The organism is Campylobacter concisus (assembly GCF_902460675.1).
In the GTDB taxonomy this organism is placed as follows: domain Bacteria; phylum Campylobacterota; class Campylobacteria; order Campylobacterales; family Campylobacteraceae; genus Campylobacter_A; species Campylobacter_A concisus_AJ.
In genome coordinates this window covers 1,486,796-1,508,886 of the sequence record NZ_CABPUQ010000001.1, presented here as the reverse complement: position 1 = coordinate 1,508,886, position 22,091 = coordinate 1,486,796, and the positions used below count along the sequence as shown (strand labels likewise).

The 22,091-nt window shown below is 40.4% G+C and carries 25 protein-coding genes; 20 read left to right on the top strand and 5 right to left on the bottom strand.

What is annotated here, in order from left to right:
- Nucleotides 1-3: 3 nt before the first annotated feature.
- Nucleotides 4-636: an endonuclease III gene (gene nth / locus F3G88_RS07385; protein ID WP_021092227.1), complete on the bottom strand. Its 633-nt coding sequence runs from the start codon at nt 634-636 to the stop codon at nt 4-6.
- Between the two features lie 94 nt (nt 637-730).
- Between nth and F3G88_RS07380 the strand changes: the two genes are divergently transcribed.
- The 7 genes from F3G88_RS07380 (at nt 731) to F3G88_RS07350 (ending at nt 8,061) form a co-directional block, all read left to right on the top strand.
- Entirely contained in the window at nt 731-1,549 is an 819-nt protein-coding gene (locus tag F3G88_RS07380; protein WP_009294116.1) for a peptidylprolyl isomerase, read from the top strand.
- Nucleotides 1,550-1,564: 15 nt separating this feature from the next.
- Nucleotides 1,565-2,629, top strand: a complete 1,065-nt coding sequence (gene fbaA / locus F3G88_RS07375; RefSeq protein WP_103572996.1) for a class II fructose-bisphosphate aldolase — start codon at nt 1,565-1,567, stop codon at nt 2,627-2,629.
- A 4-nt stretch (nt 2,630-2,633) separates the two neighbouring features.
- Entirely contained in the window at nt 2,634-3,947 is a 1,314-nt protein-coding gene (locus tag F3G88_RS07370) for a MotA/TolQ/ExbB proton channel family protein (RefSeq protein WP_103572997.1), read from the top strand.
- On the top strand, nt 3,944-5,035 hold the full coding sequence (locus F3G88_RS07365) for an OmpA family protein (protein WP_103572998.1): 1,092 nt from the start codon (nt 3,944-3,946) through the stop codon (nt 5,033-5,035). Before F3G88_RS07370 ends, F3G88_RS07365 begins: the two co-directional genes overlap by 4 nt.
- Complete coding sequence (locus F3G88_RS07360; RefSeq protein WP_149715772.1) at nt 5,028-5,879, top strand: pyridoxal-phosphate dependent enzyme; 852 nt, start codon at nt 5,028-5,030, stop codon at nt 5,877-5,879. The genes F3G88_RS07365 and F3G88_RS07360 overlap by 8 nt, the downstream gene beginning before the upstream one ends.
- A complete protein-coding gene (hisD, locus tag F3G88_RS07355) occupies nt 5,876-7,168 on the top strand; it encodes a histidinol dehydrogenase (protein WP_103573000.1) in 1,293 nt (430 codons plus the stop codon). Before F3G88_RS07360 ends, hisD begins: the two co-directional genes overlap by 4 nt.
- A gap of 137 nt (nt 7,169-7,305) precedes the next feature.
- Nucleotides 7,306-8,061, top strand: a complete 756-nt coding sequence (locus F3G88_RS07350; RefSeq protein ID WP_180999920.1) for a flagellin — start codon at nt 7,306-7,308, stop codon at nt 8,059-8,061.
- A gap of 449 nt (nt 8,062-8,510) precedes the next feature.
- Here the strand turns inward: F3G88_RS07350 and rpoD are convergent, their stop codons facing one another.
- Nucleotides 8,511-10,364 carry an RNA polymerase sigma factor RpoD gene (rpoD, locus tag F3G88_RS07345; protein WP_021092252.1) on the bottom strand — a complete coding sequence of 618 codons (1,854 nt, stop codon included), beginning with the start codon at nt 10,362-10,364 and terminating at the stop codon, nt 8,511-8,513.
- Nucleotides 10,365-10,513: 149 nt separating this feature from the next.
- Here rpoD and F3G88_RS07340 point away from each other — a divergent pair, with 149 nt between their 5' ends.
- Nucleotides 10,514-11,323, top strand: coding sequence for a flagellar hook-basal body protein (locus F3G88_RS07340; RefSeq protein WP_149715771.1), 810 nt, complete (start codon nt 10,514-10,516; stop codon nt 11,321-11,323).
- 15 nt (nt 11,324-11,338) lie between these two features.
- Nucleotides 11,339-12,127 carry a flagellar basal-body rod protein FlgG gene (flgG, locus tag F3G88_RS07335; protein ID WP_002942100.1) on the top strand — a complete coding sequence of 263 codons (789 nt, stop codon included), beginning with the start codon at nt 11,339-11,341 and terminating at the stop codon, nt 12,125-12,127.
- A 121-nt stretch (nt 12,128-12,248) separates the two neighbouring features.
- Here the strand turns inward: flgG and F3G88_RS07325 are convergent, their stop codons facing one another.
- From F3G88_RS07325 to F3G88_RS07315, 3 genes are all read right to left on the bottom strand, one after another.
- Nucleotides 12,249-12,992 (bottom strand): tetratricopeptide repeat protein, encoded by a 744-nt coding sequence (locus F3G88_RS07325; protein WP_149715770.1) that lies wholly within the window; start codon nt 12,990-12,992, stop codon nt 12,249-12,251.
- 67 nt (nt 12,993-13,059) lie between these two features.
- Nucleotides 13,060-13,500, bottom strand: coding sequence for a sel1 repeat family protein (locus F3G88_RS07320; RefSeq protein ID WP_149715769.1), 441 nt, complete (start codon nt 13,498-13,500; stop codon nt 13,060-13,062).
- Between the two features lie 9 nt (nt 13,501-13,509).
- On the bottom strand, nt 13,510-14,469 hold the full coding sequence (locus tag F3G88_RS07315) for a tetratricopeptide repeat protein (protein ID WP_149715768.1): 960 nt from the start codon (nt 14,467-14,469) through the stop codon (nt 13,510-13,512).
- 167 nt (nt 14,470-14,636) lie between these two features.
- On the opposite strand from F3G88_RS07315, the gene F3G88_RS07310 reads away from it, so the two are divergent.
- From F3G88_RS07310 to F3G88_RS07265, 11 genes are all read left to right on the top strand, one after another.
- Entirely contained in the window at nt 14,637-15,488 is an 852-nt protein-coding gene (locus F3G88_RS07310) for an MBL fold metallo-hydrolase (RefSeq protein ID WP_149715767.1), read from the top strand.
- A 135-nt stretch (nt 15,489-15,623) separates the two neighbouring features.
- A complete protein-coding gene (locus F3G88_RS07305) occupies nt 15,624-16,244 on the top strand; it encodes an AzlC family ABC transporter permease (protein ID WP_223228745.1) in 621 nt (206 codons plus the stop codon).
- On the top strand, nt 16,241-16,576 hold the full coding sequence (locus F3G88_RS07300; protein WP_103571250.1) for a branched-chain amino acid transporter permease: 336 nt from the start codon (nt 16,241-16,243) through the stop codon (nt 16,574-16,576). Before F3G88_RS07305 ends, F3G88_RS07300 begins: the two co-directional genes overlap by 4 nt.
- Before the next feature lie 85 nt (nt 16,577-16,661).
- A complete protein-coding gene (locus tag F3G88_RS07295; protein ID WP_149715765.1) occupies nt 16,662-17,708 on the top strand; it encodes a type II asparaginase in 1,047 nt (348 codons plus the stop codon).
- An 83-nt stretch (nt 17,709-17,791) separates the two neighbouring features.
- On the top strand, nt 17,792-18,283 hold the full coding sequence (locus F3G88_RS07290) for a DUF1877 family protein (RefSeq protein ID WP_149715764.1): 492 nt from the start codon (nt 17,792-17,794) through the stop codon (nt 18,281-18,283).
- A 292-nt stretch (nt 18,284-18,575) separates the two neighbouring features.
- Nucleotides 18,576-19,175: a LysE family translocator gene (locus F3G88_RS07285; protein ID WP_149715763.1), complete on the top strand. Its 600-nt coding sequence runs from the start codon at nt 18,576-18,578 to the stop codon at nt 19,173-19,175.
- A 22-nt stretch (nt 19,176-19,197) separates the two neighbouring features.
- Nucleotides 19,198-19,332, top strand: coding sequence for a hypothetical protein (locus tag F3G88_RS10625; RefSeq protein ID WP_262974779.1), 135 nt, complete (start codon nt 19,198-19,200; stop codon nt 19,330-19,332).
- Nucleotides 19,326-19,463, top strand: a complete 138-nt coding sequence (locus F3G88_RS10495) for a hypothetical protein (RefSeq protein ID WP_223227482.1) — start codon at nt 19,326-19,328, stop codon at nt 19,461-19,463. The genes F3G88_RS10625 and F3G88_RS10495 overlap by 7 nt, the downstream gene beginning before the upstream one ends.
- Before the next feature lie 19 nt (nt 19,464-19,482).
- Nucleotides 19,483-20,376: a DUF4299 family protein gene (locus F3G88_RS07275; protein ID WP_149715762.1), complete on the top strand. Its 894-nt coding sequence runs from the start codon at nt 19,483-19,485 to the stop codon at nt 20,374-20,376.
- A gap of 150 nt (nt 20,377-20,526) precedes the next feature.
- Nucleotides 20,527-21,381: a hypothetical protein gene (locus F3G88_RS07270; RefSeq protein ID WP_149715761.1), complete on the top strand. Its 855-nt coding sequence runs from the start codon at nt 20,527-20,529 to the stop codon at nt 21,379-21,381.
- 217 nt (nt 21,382-21,598) lie between these two features.
- Nucleotides 21,599-22,084: a 3-isopropylmalate dehydratase small subunit gene (locus tag F3G88_RS07265; protein ID WP_107935832.1), complete on the top strand. Its 486-nt coding sequence runs from the start codon at nt 21,599-21,601 to the stop codon at nt 22,082-22,084.
- Nucleotides 22,085-22,091 lie beyond the last annotated feature (7 nt).

Genomic DNA, 22,091 nt, shown 5'->3' with positions numbered 1-22,091 from the left:
TATCTATATCACCTTGTCCTTACTCTTGCAAAGATCACTTAATATACACTCAAAACAAAGCGGCTTTTTAGCCTTGCAAGTGTAGCGCCCAAAAAGAACCATAGCTTGATGAAGCTTGCCAAGATCAGTTTTAAAGGCAAGAGTTAGATCCTCTTCTGTCGCTTCTGGCGTTTTTGCGCTGCTTAATCCAAGTCTATGTGATACTCTAAAAACATGCGTATCAACAGCCATTACGTTTGCATTTGTCGCCTCTAAAAGCACGACGTGAGCGGTCTTTTGCCCAACTCCAGCAAGGGCTTTTAGCTTCTCTTCATCAAGTGGAATTTCTCCGTTATAGAGCTCAACCACGCTGTTTGCCATCTTGATCAAATTCATAGCCTTGTTATTAAAAAAACTGCATGAGTTTATCATGAGTTTTAGACTGGCTAAATTTGCGCTAGCTAGCTCAAAAACATCTTTATATGCCTCAAATAGGGCAGGTGTGATCAAATTTACCCTTTTGTCGGTGCACTGAGCTGAGAGCATGACGCAGACAAGAAGTTCATATAAATTTCTAAATCTAAGCTCGCTTTTGGCGTCTTTAAACTCTTCTAAAAGCCTCTTTTTTATCTCTAAAATATCTTTTTTTGTTCTCATTTGGTTATTTTACCTAAAATTGCAAGTTAAACGAAAAGTTACCGCATTATTTGATATAATCTTGCCCATAAAATCAATTTTTTAAAGGATTTATATGAAAAAATTTTTGTTTCCAGCAGTTTTAAGTTTAGCTGCAGCTGTCACTCTAAACGCAGCAGTAGTTGCAACAGTTGATGGCGATGCTATAAATGATAGCGATATCTCAGCACTTTTATCAGCGGCTATGCCAGGTTTTGACGCAAGCAAGCTTCAACCAAATGAGAAAAAACGTATAATCGACGATCTAATCAACAGAAAACTTCTTTTAAAAGACGCAAAAGCGACAGGCATTGAAAAAGATGTTGATTACATCAAGGCTGTAAAAGCTGCACAAGAAGGCATAGCAGTTGAGCTTTATATGAGAAAATTATTTGACGGTATAAAAGTAAGCGATAGTGATTTAAGAGATTTTTACAACAAAAACAAAGCTAGCATGAACCAACCAGCTCAAGCAAGAGCAAGACATATCTTAGTTGAAGATGAAAAAACAGCAAATGACATCATCGCTCAACTTAAAAATTTAAAAGGTGAGGCTCTAACTAAGAAATTTGCAGAGCTAGCAAGCCAAAAATCAATCGACAAAGGCTCAGCAGCACACGGTGGCGAGCTTGGCTGGTTTGGTCAAAGCCAAATGGTAAAACCTTTTGCAGACGCAGCATTTTCAATGGCTAATGGCACAGTTTCAACTAAGCCAGTTAAAACTCAGTTTGGCTACCATGTTATCTTAAAAGAAGATGGCAAAGCTGCTGGTACTGTAAGCTTTGAACAAGCAAAACCAGAGATCGAGCAAGCTGTAAAAATGGAGAAATTCCAAGCTGCTGTTAGACAAAAAAGTGAAGCTCTACGCCAAAAAGCAAAGATAGAATACAAATAAAATTTGGAGGATAAAATGGGCGTTTTAGATATCGTAAAACCTGGTGTTTTAAGCGGAGATGATGTAACAAAACTTTATGCTTATGCCAAAGAGCAAGGTTTTGCAATACCTGCTGTAAATGTCGTAGGCAGCGACTCAGTAAATGCTGTTTTAGAAGCAGCAAAGGTTGCTAACTCGCCTGTTATCGTTCAGTTTAGTAATGGCGGTGCAGGTTTTTACGCTGGTAAAGCCTGCGAAAACGCAGCCGTTCTTGGTGCGATCGCTGGAGCAAAGCACGTTCATCTACTTGCCAAGGCTTACGGCGTGCCAGTCATTTTACACACTGACCATGCCGCTAGAAAGCTTTTGCCTTGGATAGATGAGCTAGTAAAAGCAAGTCATGAGTATAAAAAAACTCACGGCGTGCCACTTTTTAGCTCTCATATGCTTGATCTTAGTGAAGAGAATATCGACGAAAATTTAAGCACATGCGAGAAATATCTAAAAGAGCTTAGCGAGCTTGGTATCAGCCTAGAAATTGAGCTTGGCGTCACTGGTGGCGAAGAGGATGGCGTAGATAACACAAGCGTTGATAACGCGCTTCTCTACACCCAGCCAGAGGACGTCGCGCTTGCTTATGAAAGACTAAGCAAGATAAGTGATAAATTTAGCATCGCAGCTAGTTTTGGTAACGTCCATGGTGTCTATAAACCAGGCAATGTCGTGCTAAGACCAGAAATTCTTAAAAACTCACAAGCCTATGTCGCTAAGAAATTTAACACAAAAAGCGACAAGCCAGTAAATTTTGTATTTCACGGCGGTAGCGGTAGTGAGCTAAAAGATATCAAAAATGCTGTAAGCTACGGCGTTATTAAGATGAATATTGATACCGATACGCAGTGGGCATTTTGGGACGGCGTGCGCGAGTATGAGGCTAAAAATAGAGCATATTTACAAGGGCAGATCGGTAACCCAGAAGGCGATGATAAGCCAAATAAAAAATACTACGATCCAAGGAAATGGCTAAGAAGTGGCGAGGAGAGCATGGTTAAGCGTCTTCAGACTGCTTTTAGCGACTTAAACTGCCTAAATAGGAACTAATCCTATGCAAAATCAAAATGATTTTAGTGAGCTAAGCGTGCCAAAAGAGCGCCAAGCTCACTCTTTTTTTGTCTTTTTTAAAGTTATCTTTATCCCTTTAGCCATCTACATCTTGGCGATACTAGCGTATCTTGGCATTATAAATTTTCAGATGAAGCTTCACACCATCGTGATGATGGGCGTTATACTCTTTGTTGCTTTTATATTTTCACGCCACAGCGCCTTGGTAGCCTACTCAAATTTCTTAGCAAATGCCAAAGACTACAAGATAAGGCTAAAAGAATTTATCATCGCTCATCTCTTTGAAATCTCAGGCGTCAAAAAGGCAAACGCAAAATTTGAAGACTTTTTCGAGAGCTATACAAGAAATTTTAGAAATGACAACCTAGCAAACATCGGCCAAGCAGTCTTTCCTATGCTTGGAATTTTAGGCACATTTATCAGTATCGCTATCTCGATGCCAAGCTTTAGCTCAAGCACTGCAAACGGACTTGAAAAAGAGATCGCTATACTGCTAAACGGCGTGGCTACGGCGTTTTATGTATCGATATATGGCATATTTTTAGCGCTTTGGTGGATGTTTTTTGAAAAGATCGGCATTAGTAAATTTGAGAGATTTTATAGCGAGCAAAAAGAGCTAAGCCGTGAGTTTTTCTGGCAAGAAAATGAGCTAAATGCAAATTTTATGAAAGCAAGTGTAGGCTACTTTAAAGATAGTCACGATGCCTTTAAAATGGTGCTTGATGATAAATTTATAAAAGAGTTAAGCGAGCAGACAAATGAGAAATTTAAGAGCCTAAAAGAGCTTTGTGAGGTTGAAAAAAATATCATCAGTCAAAGCAAGGCAGAGCTTAGTGCAAATTTAAAAATGCTAAATGAATCTGGGCTAAAACAAGATGAATTTGTAAAGATCCACTCCGATATACTAAAGGCAGTTGGTGCGTTTTCTAACGCCTTTAAAGATATGGAGGTTAAAATTTTAACTGAGCATGCAAAACTTGGCGAAATTTTTAGTAGAAATTTAAATGCCACAAAAGAGAGCCAGCTTAAATTTGAGCAGACTATCAAGAGTTTTGATGCCATTTTAAAAGAATTTTCTCTCTCTTTGATGAAAGAGCAAAACGAGGCGTTAAAGGCATTTAGAACCTCGCTCGTGGAGAGTGCGACGATATTTAAGGCGGCTTATGAGCAAGAGGGCAGGAGCTTGGAGCGTGAAAAAGAGCGCGAGAGCCTCATTGCTGAGCTTAAGAAAAACATAGACGAGATCGATAAAGAAGCAAATTCTGTAATAGAAAAAATCGAAAATCTAGTGCAATGAAAATAGACAAAAATAACGAAGATCAATCGAGCTTTTGGGTTTCGTACGCGGACTTGATGGCAGGTCTGCTCTTTGTTTTTATGCTGCTAATAGGCGCTGTCGTCGTAAAATACGTCCTAACTCAAAACACCCTTGAAAATAAAGAGCAAGCCATCATCACAGCTTTAGCAAATTTAAAAGACGCTCAGGGCAAGAATTTCACCCTCGAAGAGCTAAATGACGCCCTAAAAAGTGAGCTTTCAAAGATAAGCGATGAAAATATAAATTTAAAAAAATCAAATGAAATTTTTGTCATCCAAATAGACGCCCTAAAAGAAAAGCTAGCCCAGCTCATAGAAGAAAACAAGGACGCAAATGCGAGCATAAAAGAGCTAAATGCTAGCATTTTTGATCTAAACCAAAAGATGATCGTGCTAAATGATGAAATTTCATTAAAAGATAGAGCGCTTAGCGATGCAAATGCAAGTAGCGAGAGAAATTTAGCCAAGATCGCCTTTTTGCTCGAGCAAGTAAGCAAAAAAGAGGCTAGGTATGACGAGCTTTTAAGGGATCTAAACGTCACTCGTGATAGGGTCAAAAACCTAACTGGCATAAGAGTAAAAGTGATCTCCGCCCTAAAAGATAGGCTGGGAAATAGCATCGAGATCGACCCAAACTCAGGCGCGCTAAAGCTTAGCTCATCAGTGCTTTTTGATAAGGGCAGTGCGGTCTTAAAAGAAGAGGTCAAAGAGGAGCTAAAGGCCACACTTAGTAAGTATTTTGACGTGCTTTTAAATGATAAAGAGATCGCCTCAAACATCGACCAGATCGTTATAGAGGGCTTTACGGATAGCGACGGAAGCTACATTTATAACCTAGAGCTTTCGCAAAAAAGAGCCTACGCGGTGATGGAGTTTATAAATTCATTTAGTGACGATGCACGCCTTAGAAAGCTGCTTGTTGCAAGTGGCAGAAGCTACAACGAGCTAGTTTTTAAAGACGGAACCGAGGATAAGGACGCTTCAAGGCGCATAGAGATCAAATTTTCACTCTCAAACAAAGAGGCTATCAACGAGATAGAGAAATTTTTGGAGTTTAAGGGTGATTGATAAAATTCGCTTAAGAGAGCGAGAATTTTGGCTTTTAAGAGACGATCTACTAGGCGAGTTTAACGGCAACAAAGCAAGAAAACTAGAGTATTTTCTAAAGGCTGATCTTGGTGGCGTCAAAGTCATCGTATCTCACGGCTCAAGCCAGTCAAACGCTATGTATAGCCTAAGTCTTTTTGCCAAGCTAAAAGGGCTTAAATTTTACTACGTCGTCTCTCATCTTAGCTCAAATTTAGAGCAAAATCCAGTTGGAAATTTCAAATTTGCACTTGAAAATGGCATGGAAATTTTTGTAAAAGAGGAGCGTGAGAAATTTGCTAAGGAGCTAGCAAAGAGTCAAAACGCACTTTTTATAAACGAGGGCGTAGCACAAAGCGAGGCCGAGCTTGGCTTTATAACGCAAGCAAATGAGATAAATGAGTGGAGCAAAAAAAGTGGCATAAGGCCTGATATCTTTTTACCCTCAGGCACAGGCACAAGCGCATGCTACCTAGCAAAGCACACCGATCTTAGGGTTTTTACAGCCCCTTGCGTAGGGGATAGCGACTATCTAAAAAAGCAAATTTACGAGCTAGATAAAAACAGCAAAGTGCAAATTTTAAATCCGCCAAAGAAGTATCATTTTGGAAATTTATACCCTGAGCTTTATGAAATTTGGCTTGAGGTTTGCAAAAGTGGTGTTGAATTTGAGCTTATTTACGACCCGGTAGGCTTTATGACACTTTTTGCAAATTTAGATAAGCTTGGGAGCGAAATTTTATATATCCACCAGGGCGGAATTTTAGGTAACATTACACAAAAGCAAAGATATGAGAGAAAACTAAAAATAAAGGATCACAAATGAAGTTTTTACACAGCAGTGACGCTGACTTTGAGAGTAAATTTTCACAGCTTGTTAGGCGAAGCGACAATGATATGAGTGCCGTGATGCCAGTGGTTACAAGCATCATAGACGAGATAAGAAAAGATGGTGATAGTGCGCTTTTTGCTCAGATAAGCAAATTTGATAAATTTAATGTCACAGGCAAAAACGACATAATAATCGACGTAAAAGAGATGGAAGCGGCCTACAACTCGCTAGATAACGCCTTAAGAGTGGCTCTAAATTTAGCTCACGACAGGATAAAAAGCTATCATGAGCGCACAAAACCAAGCGACTGGACCTATAAGGACGAGCACGACATCTTACTTGGTGCAAAATACACCCCAGTTGATCGCGCTGGCCTTTATATCCCAGGCGGCAAGGCGGCATATCCTAGCTCACTTCTCATGAATGCTATCCCAGCAATCGTTGCTGGCGTAAAAGAGATCGTAGTTTGCACCCCAGCACCAGGTGGCAAGGTAAATCCTCTACTTCTTGCTGCGATGCATCTATGTGGCATCAAAACAGCCTTTAAAATAGGCGGTGCAAGCGCGATCGCAGCGATGGCGTATGGCACAGCAACCGTGCCAAAGGTCGATGTCATCACAGGACCTGGCAACATCTACGTAGCGACTGCTAAAAAGCTAGTTTATGGCGACGTAAATATCGATATGATCGCAGGTCCAAGCGAAATAGGCGTGATCGCTGATGATAGCGCGGATCCTCGCCATATAGCGATCGATCTACTCTCACAAGCCGAGCACGACGAGATCGCAAGTGCCTTTTTGATAACACCAGTGGAGGCCTTTGCAAGGGCAGTGCAAAGGCACATAGAGGACGAGCTAAAAACTCTAAAACGCGAACCAATTGCAAGTGCTAGCATGAGAAATAAAGCCGCTATCATCGTCGCAAAAGATTTGCAGGAGTGCTTTAAACTGATGAACGAGCTTGCTGTGGAGCACCTAGAGATCGCTACAAACGATGCTTTGAGCTATATGGACGAGGTGAAACACGCTGGTGCGATATTTTTTGGGCACTTCACGCCTGAAGCGATGGGCGATTATTTAGCTGGACCAAACCACACCTTGCCAACTGGCGGAAGTGCGAGATTTTACTCGCCGCTTGGAGTTGAAAATTTCATGAAGCGAAGCTCTATCATCTCGGTTAGCAGAAAAGGCATCATGCACCTTGGCAAACCATGCATGCAGCTAGCCGAAGCCGAAGGACTAACAGCTCATAAAAGATCAATTGCCGTGAGATTAGAAGACTAAAAAGGGCAAAGAATTTAGGAAAAATGGCTTTTTTCTAAATTCTTTTTATAATATTTTTTGTTTTAAGAAATATTTTTGCAACTTTTTATGAAATTTATAGTAAAATCCATCACGAAACTACTAAAAAAGGAGTTGATATGAAGTTAGGAACTTATACTGCAAACCAGGCTTCAGGAAACTATTATTTAGATCAAGCTAAAAATAGCGAGAAAAAGGTGCTAAACGCCATCTCTGCAAATAGCGAGATCAAAGCATCAGGTGCAAATTTGCAAATCGCAGAGAGCTTACTTTCGCAAACAAATGTCCTAAACGAGGGCATGGCAAATGCAAACGATATGATCGGTATGCTTCAGATCGCCGACTCAACGCTTTTAAATTTAAGCGAGAGCGCTGATAAGATCGGTGAGCTATCAAGCAAGCTTTCAAACCCAGCTCTTTCAGCTAACGAGCAAAATGGCATAAAAGGCGAGATAAATGCGCTTAAAAATGCGATGAGCGACAGCGTAAAAGAAGCCAAATTTAACGGTAAAAACGTTTTTGACGCCGAGCTTGGCTTTTTCACAGGCGAAGGCACAAGAAATGTAAATTTAAGCACAAATGCTCTTTTAGACGTGAAAGAGGACGGCTCAAATTCAGGTGAAATTTTGAAAAATATAAATTCACTTCGCTCAGAGATCGGCTCGACACAAAATGCTGTATTTAAAGGTATGAACGCTTTAGCTGCTAGAAGCGTAGCAAACGCTAATAGCGTAGAAAACCTTGATAGTAGCGACATCGCAAAAAGCTTGGAAGAAAATTTACAAGCAAATTTAAAGCTACATGCTGCCTCTTTGGCTAAAGCTCACGATACTACGAGCTTGGCTGCAAAACTAGATAAACTTCTAGGCGAATAAATTTTTACCGGTCTTTGGCCGGTAAAACTCTTTTTTATTTCTACTTTTTTAACTTATAAAACATATTTGTAAATTAAAATTTTATGCTTCTTTGGTTATTGTTTTTGGAATTTGATTGAAATTTTGTAGCAAGTGTACCTTTAAAGAAATAACTTTTATAGCAAGTGTACCCTCAAAGCGAAGGTTGAGTTAATTATGCTTTAAGATGAGAGTTGTATGTAATGTTTAAAATAATTTTTGGTATAGATGCTAATAAATTTTCCAAATAAAAGCTGTCTAAACAAGTGTATATACACCAAGGCAGGGCAAAGCATACAAAAGCATTAAATTTTTTGCTTTTCTTTTTTGGTGCTTTGAATGTAAAAATAACATAATTATAGGCTAGTATATAAATTTGATTTTAGAAATTTAAAGAATTTGGGTGCAGATGCCCAAAAGGGTAGGGCTTGTTAGCCCTCGATGTAGTTTTTAAGTTTTCTACCAACTTTTGGGTGTTTTAGTTTTTTAATAGCCGAGCTTTCTATCTGGCGGACGCGCTCACGAGTGACGTTTAGTGCCTTGCCGATCTCTTCAAGCGTGCGGTCGCTCTCATCTTCAAGCAAGCCAAATCTCATCGAAATAACCGCCTTTTCGCGCTCATTTAGCTGCGAAAGCACATCGTCGATCTGCTCTCTAAGGTCACTTTTTAAAATTTGATCTATCGGTGATAGCGAAGTTTTGTCTTCAACAAAATCTCCAAATTTACCGTCCTCTTCGTTTGCGATAGGAGCTTCAAGGCTGATAGGCTCTTTTGTTATCTTGATCACCTGTTTTACCTTATCAACGCTTAGTCCGACCTCTTTTGCGATGACGCTTACATCAGGCTCTTTTCCCTCTTCTTGGAGGTATTTGCGGTTGATTTTGTTGATACGATTGATCGTCTCTATCATGTGGATAGGTATCCTGATCGTCCTTGCCTGATCGGCGATCGCACGCGAGATAGCCTGGCGGATCCACCATGTGGCGTAGGTTGAAAATTTATAGCCTTTTCTATATTCAAATTTATCAACCGCCTTCATAAGGCCGATGTTGCCCTCTTGGATGAGGTCAAGAAACGGCAAGCCCCTGTTTGTATAGCGTTTTGCGATACTTACGACTAGACGGAGGTTTGACTTAGCCATTCTAGCTTTTGCTTCGTCTGAAATTTTCTTTCCGCGTTTGATCTGCTCTAAAATCTCTTTTAGTCTTGCTGGCTCAAGGTCAAAGCCTTGTTTGCTCGCCTCTTTTGTTGTAAAAAGCTTTTTGATCTCGACGTAGGTTGAGACCATCGTAGCCTCTGGCACGCGAGCTGCGATCTCTTCTTTGCTAAGTTTGATGATATCTTTTAAGATGCTTTTGTGATTTTTCTTTAGCTCGTCACTAAACATTGGCAAGCGATACTCCAAGCGTTTTAGCTCTCTATCAAATTCATCGTCGCTTTTTAGCGCTGTCTCCATTGATTTTACGATCTCGCTGATTAGCTTGCTTGTTGGGCCAAGATCCATCAGCTTCTCTTTTAAAATTTTCTTTTTAAACGCAAGCGTCATCTTTGAAGCTGTGTCATCGCTTTCAACTTTATCTTGCTTATTTGCAGTCTTTAGCCACTCTTTTTTAGCCTTTTCAAGGGCTTTGAAGCTCTCTATAACTTTTTCTGCACGCTTGTCGTTTTTGGCTGATTTCTTAGGAGTTTCGTTCTCTTCGTTCTCCTCATCCTCTTCGTCTATATCCTCTTCGCCATCTTCATTTTCATTTTCGCTCTCGTCTTCAAAGCTTTTAAAAAGCTCTTTTACGCGGCGCTCTCTGTTGATAAGCGGCTCTTTATAATCAAGTATAAAATCGATCAAAAACGGCACCGAACAAAATGCGTCGATGATGATATCTTCGCCAAGCTCGATCCTCTTGCTGATCTCGACCTCTTCTTCTTTTGTAAGAAGCGCGATCTGACCCATCTCTCTTAGATACATCCTTACTGGACTATCTGATCTTGACCACTCTAAAAGGTCGCTCTCACCTGAAAGATCGAGGTCCTCGTCGATATCTTGGTCACTTTTTTGAGCATTTTCTTGACGTTTTTTAGCATCGGCTAAATTTCTAAGTTTTGCAGCTTCAGCAGATGTGATGAGCTGGACTTTGTTTGTTTTTGCGAGTTGTTCTATCTTCTTTACTATCGTAGCCGTCGGAGCTTTGTCTAATAATTTTACTAATTTTTCATATGTCAAAAAGCCTTTTGCATTTTCAACAAAAAGCTCTTCTATCTGAGAAAAAGAGTCTTTTGCGGCGCTCATAAAATTCCTTTCAAATCGTGTGATTGTGATTTAAGTATTGGTTAAAAGAAAGTGGATTATACCCAAAATTTTTTAAATGTCTATAAAAAGAAAGTTGGAACGATGATTGCTTAGTAGCTATAAAAATCAAATTTTGATTAGGAAAATTTATGCAAAATGGTTATTATCAAGCCACTGCTGGCATGGTAACGCAGTTTAACAGACTAAATGTCATCTCAAACAACCTTGCAAATGTAAATACGATCGGCTACAAACGAAACGACGTAGTCATCGGCGACTTTGCGAGAATTTTTAAAGAGACGCAAGATGAGCTTCCGCTTAAAAATCACACAAAAGACGGAGCTAAATTTCTAAACAGAACGCTTGATCGCGTGCCACAAGTGAGCGAAGAATACACCGACTTTAGCGCTGGTGGCTTTAAATACAGCTCAAACACGCTTGACTTTGCGATAAAAAGAGAGGACGCATTTTTCTTAGTTGATACTTCAAATGGCGTAAAACTAAGCAAAAATGGCTCTTTTAGTCTTGACGCGGACGGATATATCGTCACAAAAGAGGGTTATAGGGTGTTACCAAGTGGCTATGAGGCGCAAAATCCTGGTCAAAGAGGCATCCAAGTGCCACAAGGCGAGGTCTTAACCTCTGATAAAAATGGAAATTTATACTCAAATAACAATCAATTTTCTAAATTTTACATCGCTCAGCCAAGAGAGATAAGAGATCTAAAAAAGGTCGGAGACAATCTCTTTGAAACGAGAAATTTTGACGACATAACCGAGCTTGACGAGGCTGATAGCGTAATGCAAGGCTACGCTCAGATGTCAAATGTAAATCCAGTCTTAGAAATGGTGGGTCTAATAGAAACCCAACGCTTAGTTGATATGTATCAAAAGGTTATGACAAGCCACATGACTGACCTTAACCAAGATGCTGTTCAAAAACTAGCCCTAAAAGCTTAATAAAAGGATAAAACTATGATGAGATCACTTTACACTGCGGCCACTGGCATGATCGCCGAGCAGACGCAGATAGACGTAACCTCGCACAACATTGCAAACGTAAATACCTATGGATATAAGAAAAATAGGGCTGAATTTGCCGATCTTATGTATCAAGTCATGGAGTACGCAGGCACGGCGACAAGCCAGACTACTACAAGCCCGACAGGCATCGAAGTAGGTCTTGGCGTGCGCCCAACAGCAATAAATAAAATTTTCTCTCAGGGCTATTTTAAAGAGACTAGCAACAACCTAGATATGGTCATAGCTGGCAACGGCTTTTTTCAAATTCAACTTCCTGATGGCACGACGGCTTATACTAGAAACGGCGCATTTAAGCTTGACGCAAACGGCACGATCGTAAATAGCGACGGCTATCAGCTCATCCCGCAGATCACTGTTCCTGCAAATGCGACGCAAATTTCAATAGGCACAGATGGCACCGTCTCAGTTTTGCAAGCTGGCGAAACCGATATGGCTCAGATAGGTCAGATCGAGCTAGCAAATTTTATAAACCCAGCCGGTCTTCACTCGATGGGTGATAATAACTACCTCCAAACAAGCGCTAGCGGCGACGTGGTGGTAGGTGTGGCTGGCCTTGACGGACTTGGCACCATTAGACAAGGCTTTGTTGAGATGAGTAACGTGCAGCTTGTTGAAGAGATGACTGACCTTATCACAGGTCAGCGCGCATACGAGGCAAACTCAAAGGCGATAACTACGAGTGATTCGATGTTAGAGATAGTAAATGGACTTAAAAGGTAGGTAGTATGGACGCGACTTTGGCTATTGTTGGACTTATACTCGTTGCTTTTACGCTTGATGTTTTTTACTTTTCGGACAGGACCCCAAAGGGTAAGGGTCCAAAAAGTCAGGTGCATTAAATTTATAATGCATTGTAAATTTGGCAGTCTTCGTCGTTGCCTAGCTCGCAGGACTTGCCAAAGTGCTTTTTAGCTAAATTTTTATCTCCTTCTGTTTCATAATAAATAACCCCAAGGTTGTGACAACCATCCCCAAAGCCCATTTCGCAAGCTTTTATAAAGAGTTTGCTAGCTCTTTTTTGATCTTTTTCTACATATTTTCCACTTTGAAGCATCATGCCAAGGCTATTGCAGCCTGCTGGAGCGTATAGATCGCAGCTCTTTTCAAAGAGCTCTTTTGCCTTTTTGGCGTCTTGCTTTACGCCATTTCCGTCATAGTATAAAAGTCCAAGGCCGTAGTATCCGTCGCCATCTTTTAGCTCGCATGCCCTTAAAAAGAGCTCTTTTGACTTTTTATAGTTTTTATCTAGCGTATAGACAAAGCCGAGCCTTGCGCAGCCAAAGCCGTCGTTTAGCTCGCAGCCCTTTTGGTAAAATTTGGCTGCATTTTTGTTATTTACATCTTTTATGTAGTCCATGTCGTAGAGTACGCCCACGCTACTGCAAGCACTTGCGTGTTTTAGCTCGCAAGCTTTTTTGTAAAACTCGCCCGCTTTTTGGTAGTTTTTGCTCTCTTGAAATTTATTACCAAGCTCGTAGCAGCTTGTGGCATCAGCCTTTTCGCACTTTGTCTCAAGCGCTTTTTGGTCTAAATTTGCGCCCCACAAAAGCACCGCAGAGGTTAAAAATAAGAAAGTCTTTTTCATTGCCTACCTTTTTAAAAATTTAAATAAGTTTAGATAAAAAGCTTTAAATTTATAGTAAATATCAAATTTAATACCCAAGCTTCTCTAATAAATTTCTCATATCGCAGCCCTTTTTAAAGCCTAGCTCGCATGATCTTTGAAAGTAGCTTTTGGCAGTCGTTTTATCCTCTTTTTTACCGCCACCCAAAAGCGCGTAGTTAAGAAATCTAGCATATCTATTTAATATGATAGTTTGATTAAGCTCGTTACTAACGTCATTGTAGCTATTTTGGTAGTTGAGCGCAGCGCTATAGCAACCCTCTTTCATATCATTTTCGCAAGCTACTAAAAATATCTTTTGTAGCTTTTTAAACTCTTTATCATCGCTTGAAGAGTTATAAATTTTTGTAGCAGCCTTGTAACAGCTCGTTAAATTTGCTCTTATATCGTCCTCACTTTGACACATCTCGTCTAAATTTTCTGCATTTAGAAGCAAAAAGAGAGATAAAAACAAAATCAAATTTTTCATAAACGCTCTTTAGTGAAAATCTCTAACTATCTCACAAGCCTCTTTAAGGCCTAGTTTGCAAGCTTTGTTAAGCTCTTTTTTTGACAGCTTTTTATCCTTTTTTGTCCCTATGCCATGATAGTAAAAGTATGCAAGATGTTTGCACCCACTTGCGCTATCTAGCCTGCACGCTTTGTTGTAATATCTAAACGCCACTTCATCGTCTTTTTCTACGCCAAGTGCGTCGTCGTAAAGGCTGGCTAGGTTATTGCAAGCATCGGCAAAGTCAAGCTTACAAGCTTTAAAATAGAGCTTGCTAGCCTTTTCATACTCTTTTTGCTCTTGATATAAGCTCGCTAGGTTGTAGCAAGAGATGCTAAAGTCGCTATCACAAGCCTTTTTGTAAAGCTTTATCGCTTCTTTGTAGTCACGCTTTACGCCAGGCGTGTTGTGGTATAAAACTGCTAGATTGTAGCATCCTTCATAGAAATTTTGCTCGCAAACTTCTTTGTAAATTTTAGCAGCCTTTTTGTAGTCCCTTTTCACGCCACTACCGTTATTATATAAAACTGCGACGTTAAAACAGCTTTGTATAAAAGCTAGATCGCAGCCTTTTTTAAAAGCTTCTAAAGCCATTTTGTGATCTTTCATCTCTTGATACTCAACACCAAGGTTGTGACAGGCAAATTTATTATTTTCATCGCAAGCTTTGTTAAGAATTTCTAGTGATTTTGTCACGTCTTTTTTTACGCCAAGTCCGCTTTTGTAAAACTCAGCCAGATAGATGCATGCGTCTAAATTTTTAACCTCGCACTCACTTTTATAAACTCCAAATAGCCTTTTATACTCATCATCGCTGTATTTGCGGCTAAAATCAATGCAGTTATCCTCGATATTGCAGCTATTTGCTTGAGGGATTTTGATCTTTGGATTTGTTGTTAAGGCTATTAAATTTAGTGTTAAAAATATTAGTAAAACTATCTTTTTCATAGAAATTTTCTTTATAAATTTTGTTGTTATTTTATAAAATTTAGTTTTAAAATGCGAAAAGGTCATTAAATTTAAAGAACAAAATCTATTCTTTAAATTTAACTCTTTTAAATATATTCTTAGCTTTTTTTGGTATTTTGAGTTAGTAAATTTTACAAGGAGAAATAATGAAAATAAACAAAATTTTATTTTTAGTCGCTCTATTTTTGGGCTTTGGCGTGGCAAACGCACAAGACAGCTTTCAGCATATCAGAAACGCTACCGCAAAGATAAACTATGCGGGAGTGAACTTTTTGCTCGACCCGTATCTTGCACCAAAGGGTAAATATCCTGGCTTTGAGGGGACGCTAAACTCACACCTTAGAAATCCTTTGATAGAACTTCCTATGGATGCAAAAGAGGTGTATAAGGGCGTCGATGCGATCATCGTTACGCACACGCATCCTGATCACTGGGATGAGGTCGCGGCTGAAATTTTACCTAAAAATATCGTTATCTTTGCTCAGCATAACGATGATGCGGCGCTAATCAAAAAGCAAGGTTTTAAAGACGTAAGAGTGCTAGACGAATCGGCTGAATTTAAAGGAGTGAAACTACATAAAACAGGCGGCGCTCACGGCACAGCAGAGATGTATGAAAATAAGCAGTTTGCTGCTATTTCGGGCGATGCGATGGGCGTCGTGTTTGAGGCAAAGGGGCACAAAACGCTTTACGTCATGGGCGATACACTTTGGACTGCGGACGTAAATAAGGCTCTAAACAAATTTAATCCTAGCGTGGTCGTGATGAATACGGGCGACGCTCGCGTGCTAGCATTTCCTGACAACGGTATCATAATGGGCAAAGCCGACGTAGCTCACGCTGCAAAAGTGCTTAATGGCGCGACTATCATTGCAGTGCATATGGACGCCGTAAATCACACAAGTGTAAGCCGTAAGGATCTTCGTGAATTTGTTAAAAAAGAAGGTATAGAGAGCAAGATCACTATCCCAAATGACGGTGAAATCATCAAATTTTAATCTCAAATTTTACCCTACAAGGCTAGAATTTCTAGCCTTTATCCTAAATTTTCAAATTTTTGCTAACATTTTGGCTTTTATTAAGGTAAAAATTTGACATTTAACTACGTTTTTAAACTATCCATTCCTATCTTTATGGGCTATTTCCCGCTTGGTGTCGCTTTTGGTGTGCTGGCAAAGAGCATGGGAGTGAGCGCATTTATCGCTGTGGCACTTAGCACGCTAGCATACGGCGGCGCAGCGCAGTTTATGATGCTCTCGCTCTTTAGCGTCGGCACGAGCTATGTTGAGGTCTTTATCATGAGCTACCTTGTAAATTTGCGCCACACTTTTTATGGAATTTCACTTTTAAAAGAGTATAGCGGGATCAAATTTAGGCTTTTAAACATCGCGCTACTAACAGATGAGACCTTTGCGATATTTAAAAATTTAGGGCTAAAAGATGCAAGTGATCGAAGTTTTGCCTTTACCTGGCTAAATTTACTTGCTTGGTCTTACTGGGCGGCTGGCACGCTGCTTGGAGCGATAATTGGCGATCTTATAAAGGCCGATACAAAGGGGCTTGAGTTTAGTTTGACCTCGCTTTTTATAGTGGTCGTCATCGAGATGTTTAAAAATGATAAAAACTACCGCGTGCTCTTTGCGGCGGTCTTTTTTGGCGTGCTTGGAGTGAGCCTGTTTCCAGCTAAATTTGTGCTTGTTGGCTCGATGGCGCTTTGTTTTATATTTTTGCTTTTGTTTAAGGATAAAATTTGATAAGTGTAAGCTCAAGCGAGATGGTGCTTTTTGTGGCGGTGCTTTTAAGTGCCTTGGCTACTTTTATAACGAGAGCGACGCCATTTTATGCGTTAAGAAACTATAAGCCAAATCCTTATCTAGACGCCATAGAAAAGCATATGGGCATGATGATAATGGTCGTTTTGGTCTGCTATGGGCTAAAGGATACGAAATTTAGCGAGTTTCCATATGGCTTAAGCGAGATAGTGGCGGTTTTTACGGCTATTTTGGTGCATTTGAAATTCAAAAATGCCCTTCTTAGCATAGTTGTCTCAACCGGAATTTATATGCTTTTGATAAGAATTTTTTAAATAAATATAAATTTTAAAAATTAATAATTTTTTTAAATTTATGACGTTATAATGCTCTAGCAAATTTTAATGCAAAGGAGTTAAAATGCGTTTAATCTTTAAGGCGGTGTTACTCATGATTTTAGGTGCTACTTTAGCGGTTGCAAAGCCAACCATCTACATTCTAGCTACTGGTGGAACGATAGCAGGAAGCGGCTCAGGTTCGCTTGATTCAAGCTATACTTCTGGAACTGTTACGGTCGATAAACTAATAGCAGCCGTGCCGGATATCAACAAGATCGCTACCATAAAAGGCGAGCAAATTTCAAATATCGGCTCACAAGATATGAACAACGAAGTTTGGCTTAAGCTTGCAAATAGAATAAATGAACTTCTAAACAGTGGCAAAGCTGATGGTATCGTCGTTACTCACGGCACAGACACTATGGAAGAGACAGCTTACTTCTTAAATTTAGTTGTTAAAAGCGACAAGCCAGTTGTACTTGTAGGAGCGATGAGAAATAGTGGCTCACTAAGCGCAGACGGCCCACTAAATTTATTTAACGCTGTAAATGTAGCCATCAGCAAAGATAGCGTAGGCAAGGGCGTTGTGGTTACTATGAATGACGAAATTCAAGCAGCTAGAGAGGTGACAAAAACTAACACAACAGGCGTTGATACATTTAAATCACCAAATAGCGGCAAGATCGGCACAGTCTTTTATGGCAACGTAAAATACTATATGAACCCACTCAGAAAACACACAGCAAGCTCGGCTTTTGACCTAACTGGCGTAAAAGAGCTTCCAAGAGTTGATATCATCTACTCTCACGCAAATGACAACCCTGACTTTGTAAATGTAGCTGTTAAAAACGGCGCAAAAGGCATCGTTAGCGCTGGTCTAGGCAACGGTAACCCTTACTTTAGCGTGTTAGAGGCTCTTGGTGAGGCTTCAAAAGCTGGCGTAGTGGTAGTTCGTGACTCACGTGTGGGAAGTGGCGAGACAACTATGAATGGCGAAGTTGATGACGCAAAATACGGCTTTTTAACAAGCGACAACCTAAACGCTCAAAAAGCTAGAGTGCTTTTGATGCTTGCACTTACAAAAACAAGTGACAAAGCTAAAATTCAAGAGTTTTTCTTAACTCACTAAGCTTAAATTCTCTTGGCGGAACTATTAAATTTATAGCTCCGCCCTCTCTTTTTTTAAATTCACATTAAATTTAAGGCTCTAAAATGGGGATTAGTGCGCACTGCTATGCCTACTTGCAAGATGATATAGAAAAGATCAAAAATGGCGGCGACGGCGAACTTTTGGACGAATACGACATGGGCAATTTTTGGGACGCGATTTGTAAAATGCTAACTGGCACAAATTTTCAGGAGAGGCTTAAGGCTGGCGATATTTTTAGCTCAAAAGAGCCTTTTAGTTGGGCTATTTTTGGGCGTAGTGCCTTAAACGAAGAGCTAAGCGAGATGATCTCTTATGCTAACGCTTCGGATGTAAAAGAGGTGGCTGAGACGTTGAAAAATGTTGATATCAACGCACTTTTAGCAAAGATAAATTTAAAAGAATTTGCTAGCTCAAAGACATATCCTGATATTTTTGGGTGCGAGAGCGAATTTGAAAATATAAAGGCGAGTTTAAAACAGCGCTTTGCTGGGCTTTTAAAATTTTATCAAAATGCCGCCAGTAAAGGGCTTGGCGTGATAACAGTAATAGCCTAAATTTTTAAATTTATAAATGAAAAATGAGCCATTTTGCTCTAAATTTAGCTAGCTTTTGTGGCAAATAAATTTATAGAGCGCCTTTATATCAAAAGCTAAATTTGCCATCTAGGCTGTGAAATACACACAAAATCGCCCTTGTTTTTGCGCTAAATTTATTAAATTTATATGTCTAGCACCAAAAGCCAAATTCCTCACGTCCAAAAGCAGGTTAAATTTGCTAATAAAGCGCTCTTTTATCATAAATTTATAGATTTTGATTTAGCATTTCACTAAATTTTTAAGGCGCTTCATGAATTTCTTGCTCTTTTTTGTCACGATTTTCCCGATCTCCATGATGCCAGGCATCAACATGACCTATGCGATGAGCGTTGGCATGAGCCTTGGCTACAAACACTCGTTTTTCGTGATGGCTGGGCAGCTTTTGGCGATCGCTTTTGTCTCATTTAGCTGTATGCTGGGCGTGGGTGCGGTGCTACATCATTTTGAGTACGCATTTAAGGCGCTAAATATCATCGCAGGCCTTTATATGCTCTATCTTGGCGTCATGCTCTTTTTTGGCAAGGGCGAGCTTAGCATCACAAATGTCTCAAATTTGCCAAGCAAAAAGCAGATGTTTATAAATGGCTTCATCGTTAGCGTCTCAAATCCAAAGGCGTGGATATTTTTATCAGCCTTGCTGCCTACATTTTTGGATAAAGATGACCCATTTAGCCTTACTCGCATGTGCGTTATCACCGTAACGCTCGTTTTCATCGAGTTTTTATCGCTAAATATCTACGCACTTGGCGGAGCTATGCTAAAGAAATTTTTACAAACGCACCTAAGACTACTTGAAATTTGTACCGCCATCATAGTCTGCACGATCGGCGTGCTCTTGCTTTTTAGATAAATTTATCCCCTTTTTACCTAGCTTGGCTAAAATTTGCCCAGTTTGCACTACCAAACGCGCAGTCGATCTTGCGCGAAATAGCACCAAAAAGCCAGAAAACTACGACGCGGGTCTTGTGGCGATGCTAGAAGAGCTTTACGCTGGTGCGCGATGCTAAAAGTTTGTGGCAGCTGCCAAATAAGATGCGGTTTGCATGTGGGAGAGCCTTATTTTGAGGCTGAGGTGAAAGGTAGCATGGATATCTTGTCCGAGTGGGTGAGAGAGTGCGATCAGGTGATGACATTTTAGAGCAAAAAAAGGAGAATTTATGAGTTTAACATTTAGTGTAAAAAATAAAAAGAAACTACTTGGCGGATACGCAAAGGCGCTAAGCGAGCGTGAAATTTCAGCTCTTGTTGAGGGGCTTTTCTTTTTTAACAGCGAGCAAGAGGAGCCAAGTGCAAATGAGCTTGGCGCTGACGTGATGATAGCAGGTGTGTGGCAAAAGAGTGTTCGTGGCTTTGAGCTAAACTACGAAGATGGCTGCTATATCGTGCGTGTTTATACTCCAAGTGGCGTCGGCGACTGGCAGATCGCACTTGAGCTACTCTCAAAGCTCTCGGCTCAAACTGGCTCAAAAATAGAGTGCGACAACGAAAAAATTTATGATAGTGAGCAAATTTTAAAATTTGACTACGAGGCTGACATCATGTGGGGGCTTGAAGCGTTAAAAGATATAAAAGAGAAAAATCAAACGCTTTACATCTCTGGCGTGGAGCGAGACGTGGCGTTTGACGCGGTTATGGTAGATGAAATTTTTGCTAGTGCCAGCCCTGCGGCTAAATTTGATGAGATGATGAGACGGGTGCAGTATCTTGACGCATACAGCGCAAAAGAGCACCTCTATCAAGACAAAGACGGCAACGAAATCTTTGGCGCATATACTCTTAGTGAAAATTTACCGACCATCTTGCCTTATGCTCCATCTCCGTCGTGGCAGGCGCAAGAAGCTCTTGGGGATCGCAAGGTCTCGCGCTGGGTGCTTACGCTAGTTGTGGGTGTGGATGATAGTGACGCTCACGTGCTTGATGAGTGCGAATATGGAGCTTTCATGGCAAATTTACCAAAAGAAAAATACCGCTTCATCGACGCTGCAAACGTGCTTGTTGAGCCACTTAGTGAGGATGAGATGAGAGAGATTTTACAAAGGGCAAAGGCTTAAATTTATTAAACCCCAAAAAAAATGTAAATTCACCTCAGACTTGCTTAAAATTTAAGCCAGTTTAAGCGCATTTTTAAGCTCATAAAAGCTAGAATTTTACTGACTATACCGCTTTTTGAGTATAATACGCATGGTTTAAAAAGGATAAAAATGAAAATTTTAAAGGCTATTTTAGCGGCGGCATCGGCGGTTTGCTATCTAAACTCGGCCGTTTTACCGCAAAGCGACTGGAGCAAAAAAGATCTAAAAGGCGAGGTCAAAAGTATGACGGCTACGGAGTACGAATACTCTATAGACGGCTCCGGCGCGCTAGAAAATACTCGCGTAAAGCGGACGGAGTTTGACGAAAACGGCTATATAGTGCAAGAAACCGAGCACATAAACGGCGTGCCAAACAGCTCGGTTTTGTTTGAGTACGGCAAAGACGGGCTAATCCGCAAAAAATACCAAGATAGCGCCGTTTATCTCTACGAATACGAATTTGACGGCGAAAATTTAGTCGCGACGGCCAAAGAGCAGCACGTGGAGGATAGATTTTACCCGCGCACGGAGAAAACTACTTACGGCAAGGACGGCAAAATGATCGCTCGGGCTGTGTATTCGGGCAGGGAACTAGTGATAGACGATAGCTACGTCTACGACGAAAATGGCGTTTTAACGCGGATAGAAAATAATATGGAGCCGCGGCACGGCATAGAGATAAGCTTTGAACGCAAGTTAAACGGCGAATACGAAAAAATCACGCAAGCCCCGAACTCAAAATGGGTTTATTACTACGCCGCAAACGGCGACGAGATGGAGTATACGTCGGTAAATTACTTCGGCTCCGAGGCAAAAATCTGGCAAATTTTGCAGTTTAAAGACATAACGAGGGACGAGCGTGGAAATTTGACGCATAAAACCTCGGTCAAATTTAAGCCCGCGGACAAATACTACGAAAACGGCGACATAACGGAAATTGGCCTATATAAAAAGCTAGAAATTAGTTACGAATACTACGAATAAAAACGCCTAGTTAAGGCAAAATTTACGTAATTTGACGCTCGCATCGCCGCTCATAAAATGCTGCTTGATTTGGTTAAATTTAAATCATTTATGGCAAGTAGATTGTTTTGTCTAGGCTAAATTTAGGGCTTTTGGAGCGCTAAATTTGGCTTTTTGATTATTTATTTAGCTTCTTTTGGTTAAAATCAGCCCAAATTTACAAAACTAAAGGTTAAAAATGAAACAAGGCAAAGTTTGGAAATTTGGCGATAATATCGACACCGACATCATCATCGCCGCAAGATATTTAAACACTTCAGACGAAAAAGAGCTAGCAAAACACATCATGGAAGACGCCGATCCTAAATTTAGCTCAAAAATAGCAAAAGGCGACATCATCGTAGCTGGCGAAAATTTTGGTTGCGGTAGCTCAAGAGAGCACGCCCCACTAGCGCTAAAAGAGGCTGGCATAGCAGCTGTTGTGGCTAAAAGCTTTGCGAGGATTTTTTACAGAAACAGCTTTAACACAGGGCTTTTGATACTTGAGATCAAAGAAATCGACGAGATAAACGAGGGCGACACGCTAAAGATCGACGTAGATAACGGCGTCATCGTAGATGAAAGCACAAAAAAAGAGTATAAATTTAACGCTATCCCGCCATTTATGCAAGAGCTTTTAAATGCTGGCGGCCTTATCGAGTACGCAAAAGCGAAGATGAACTAAGGAGCGG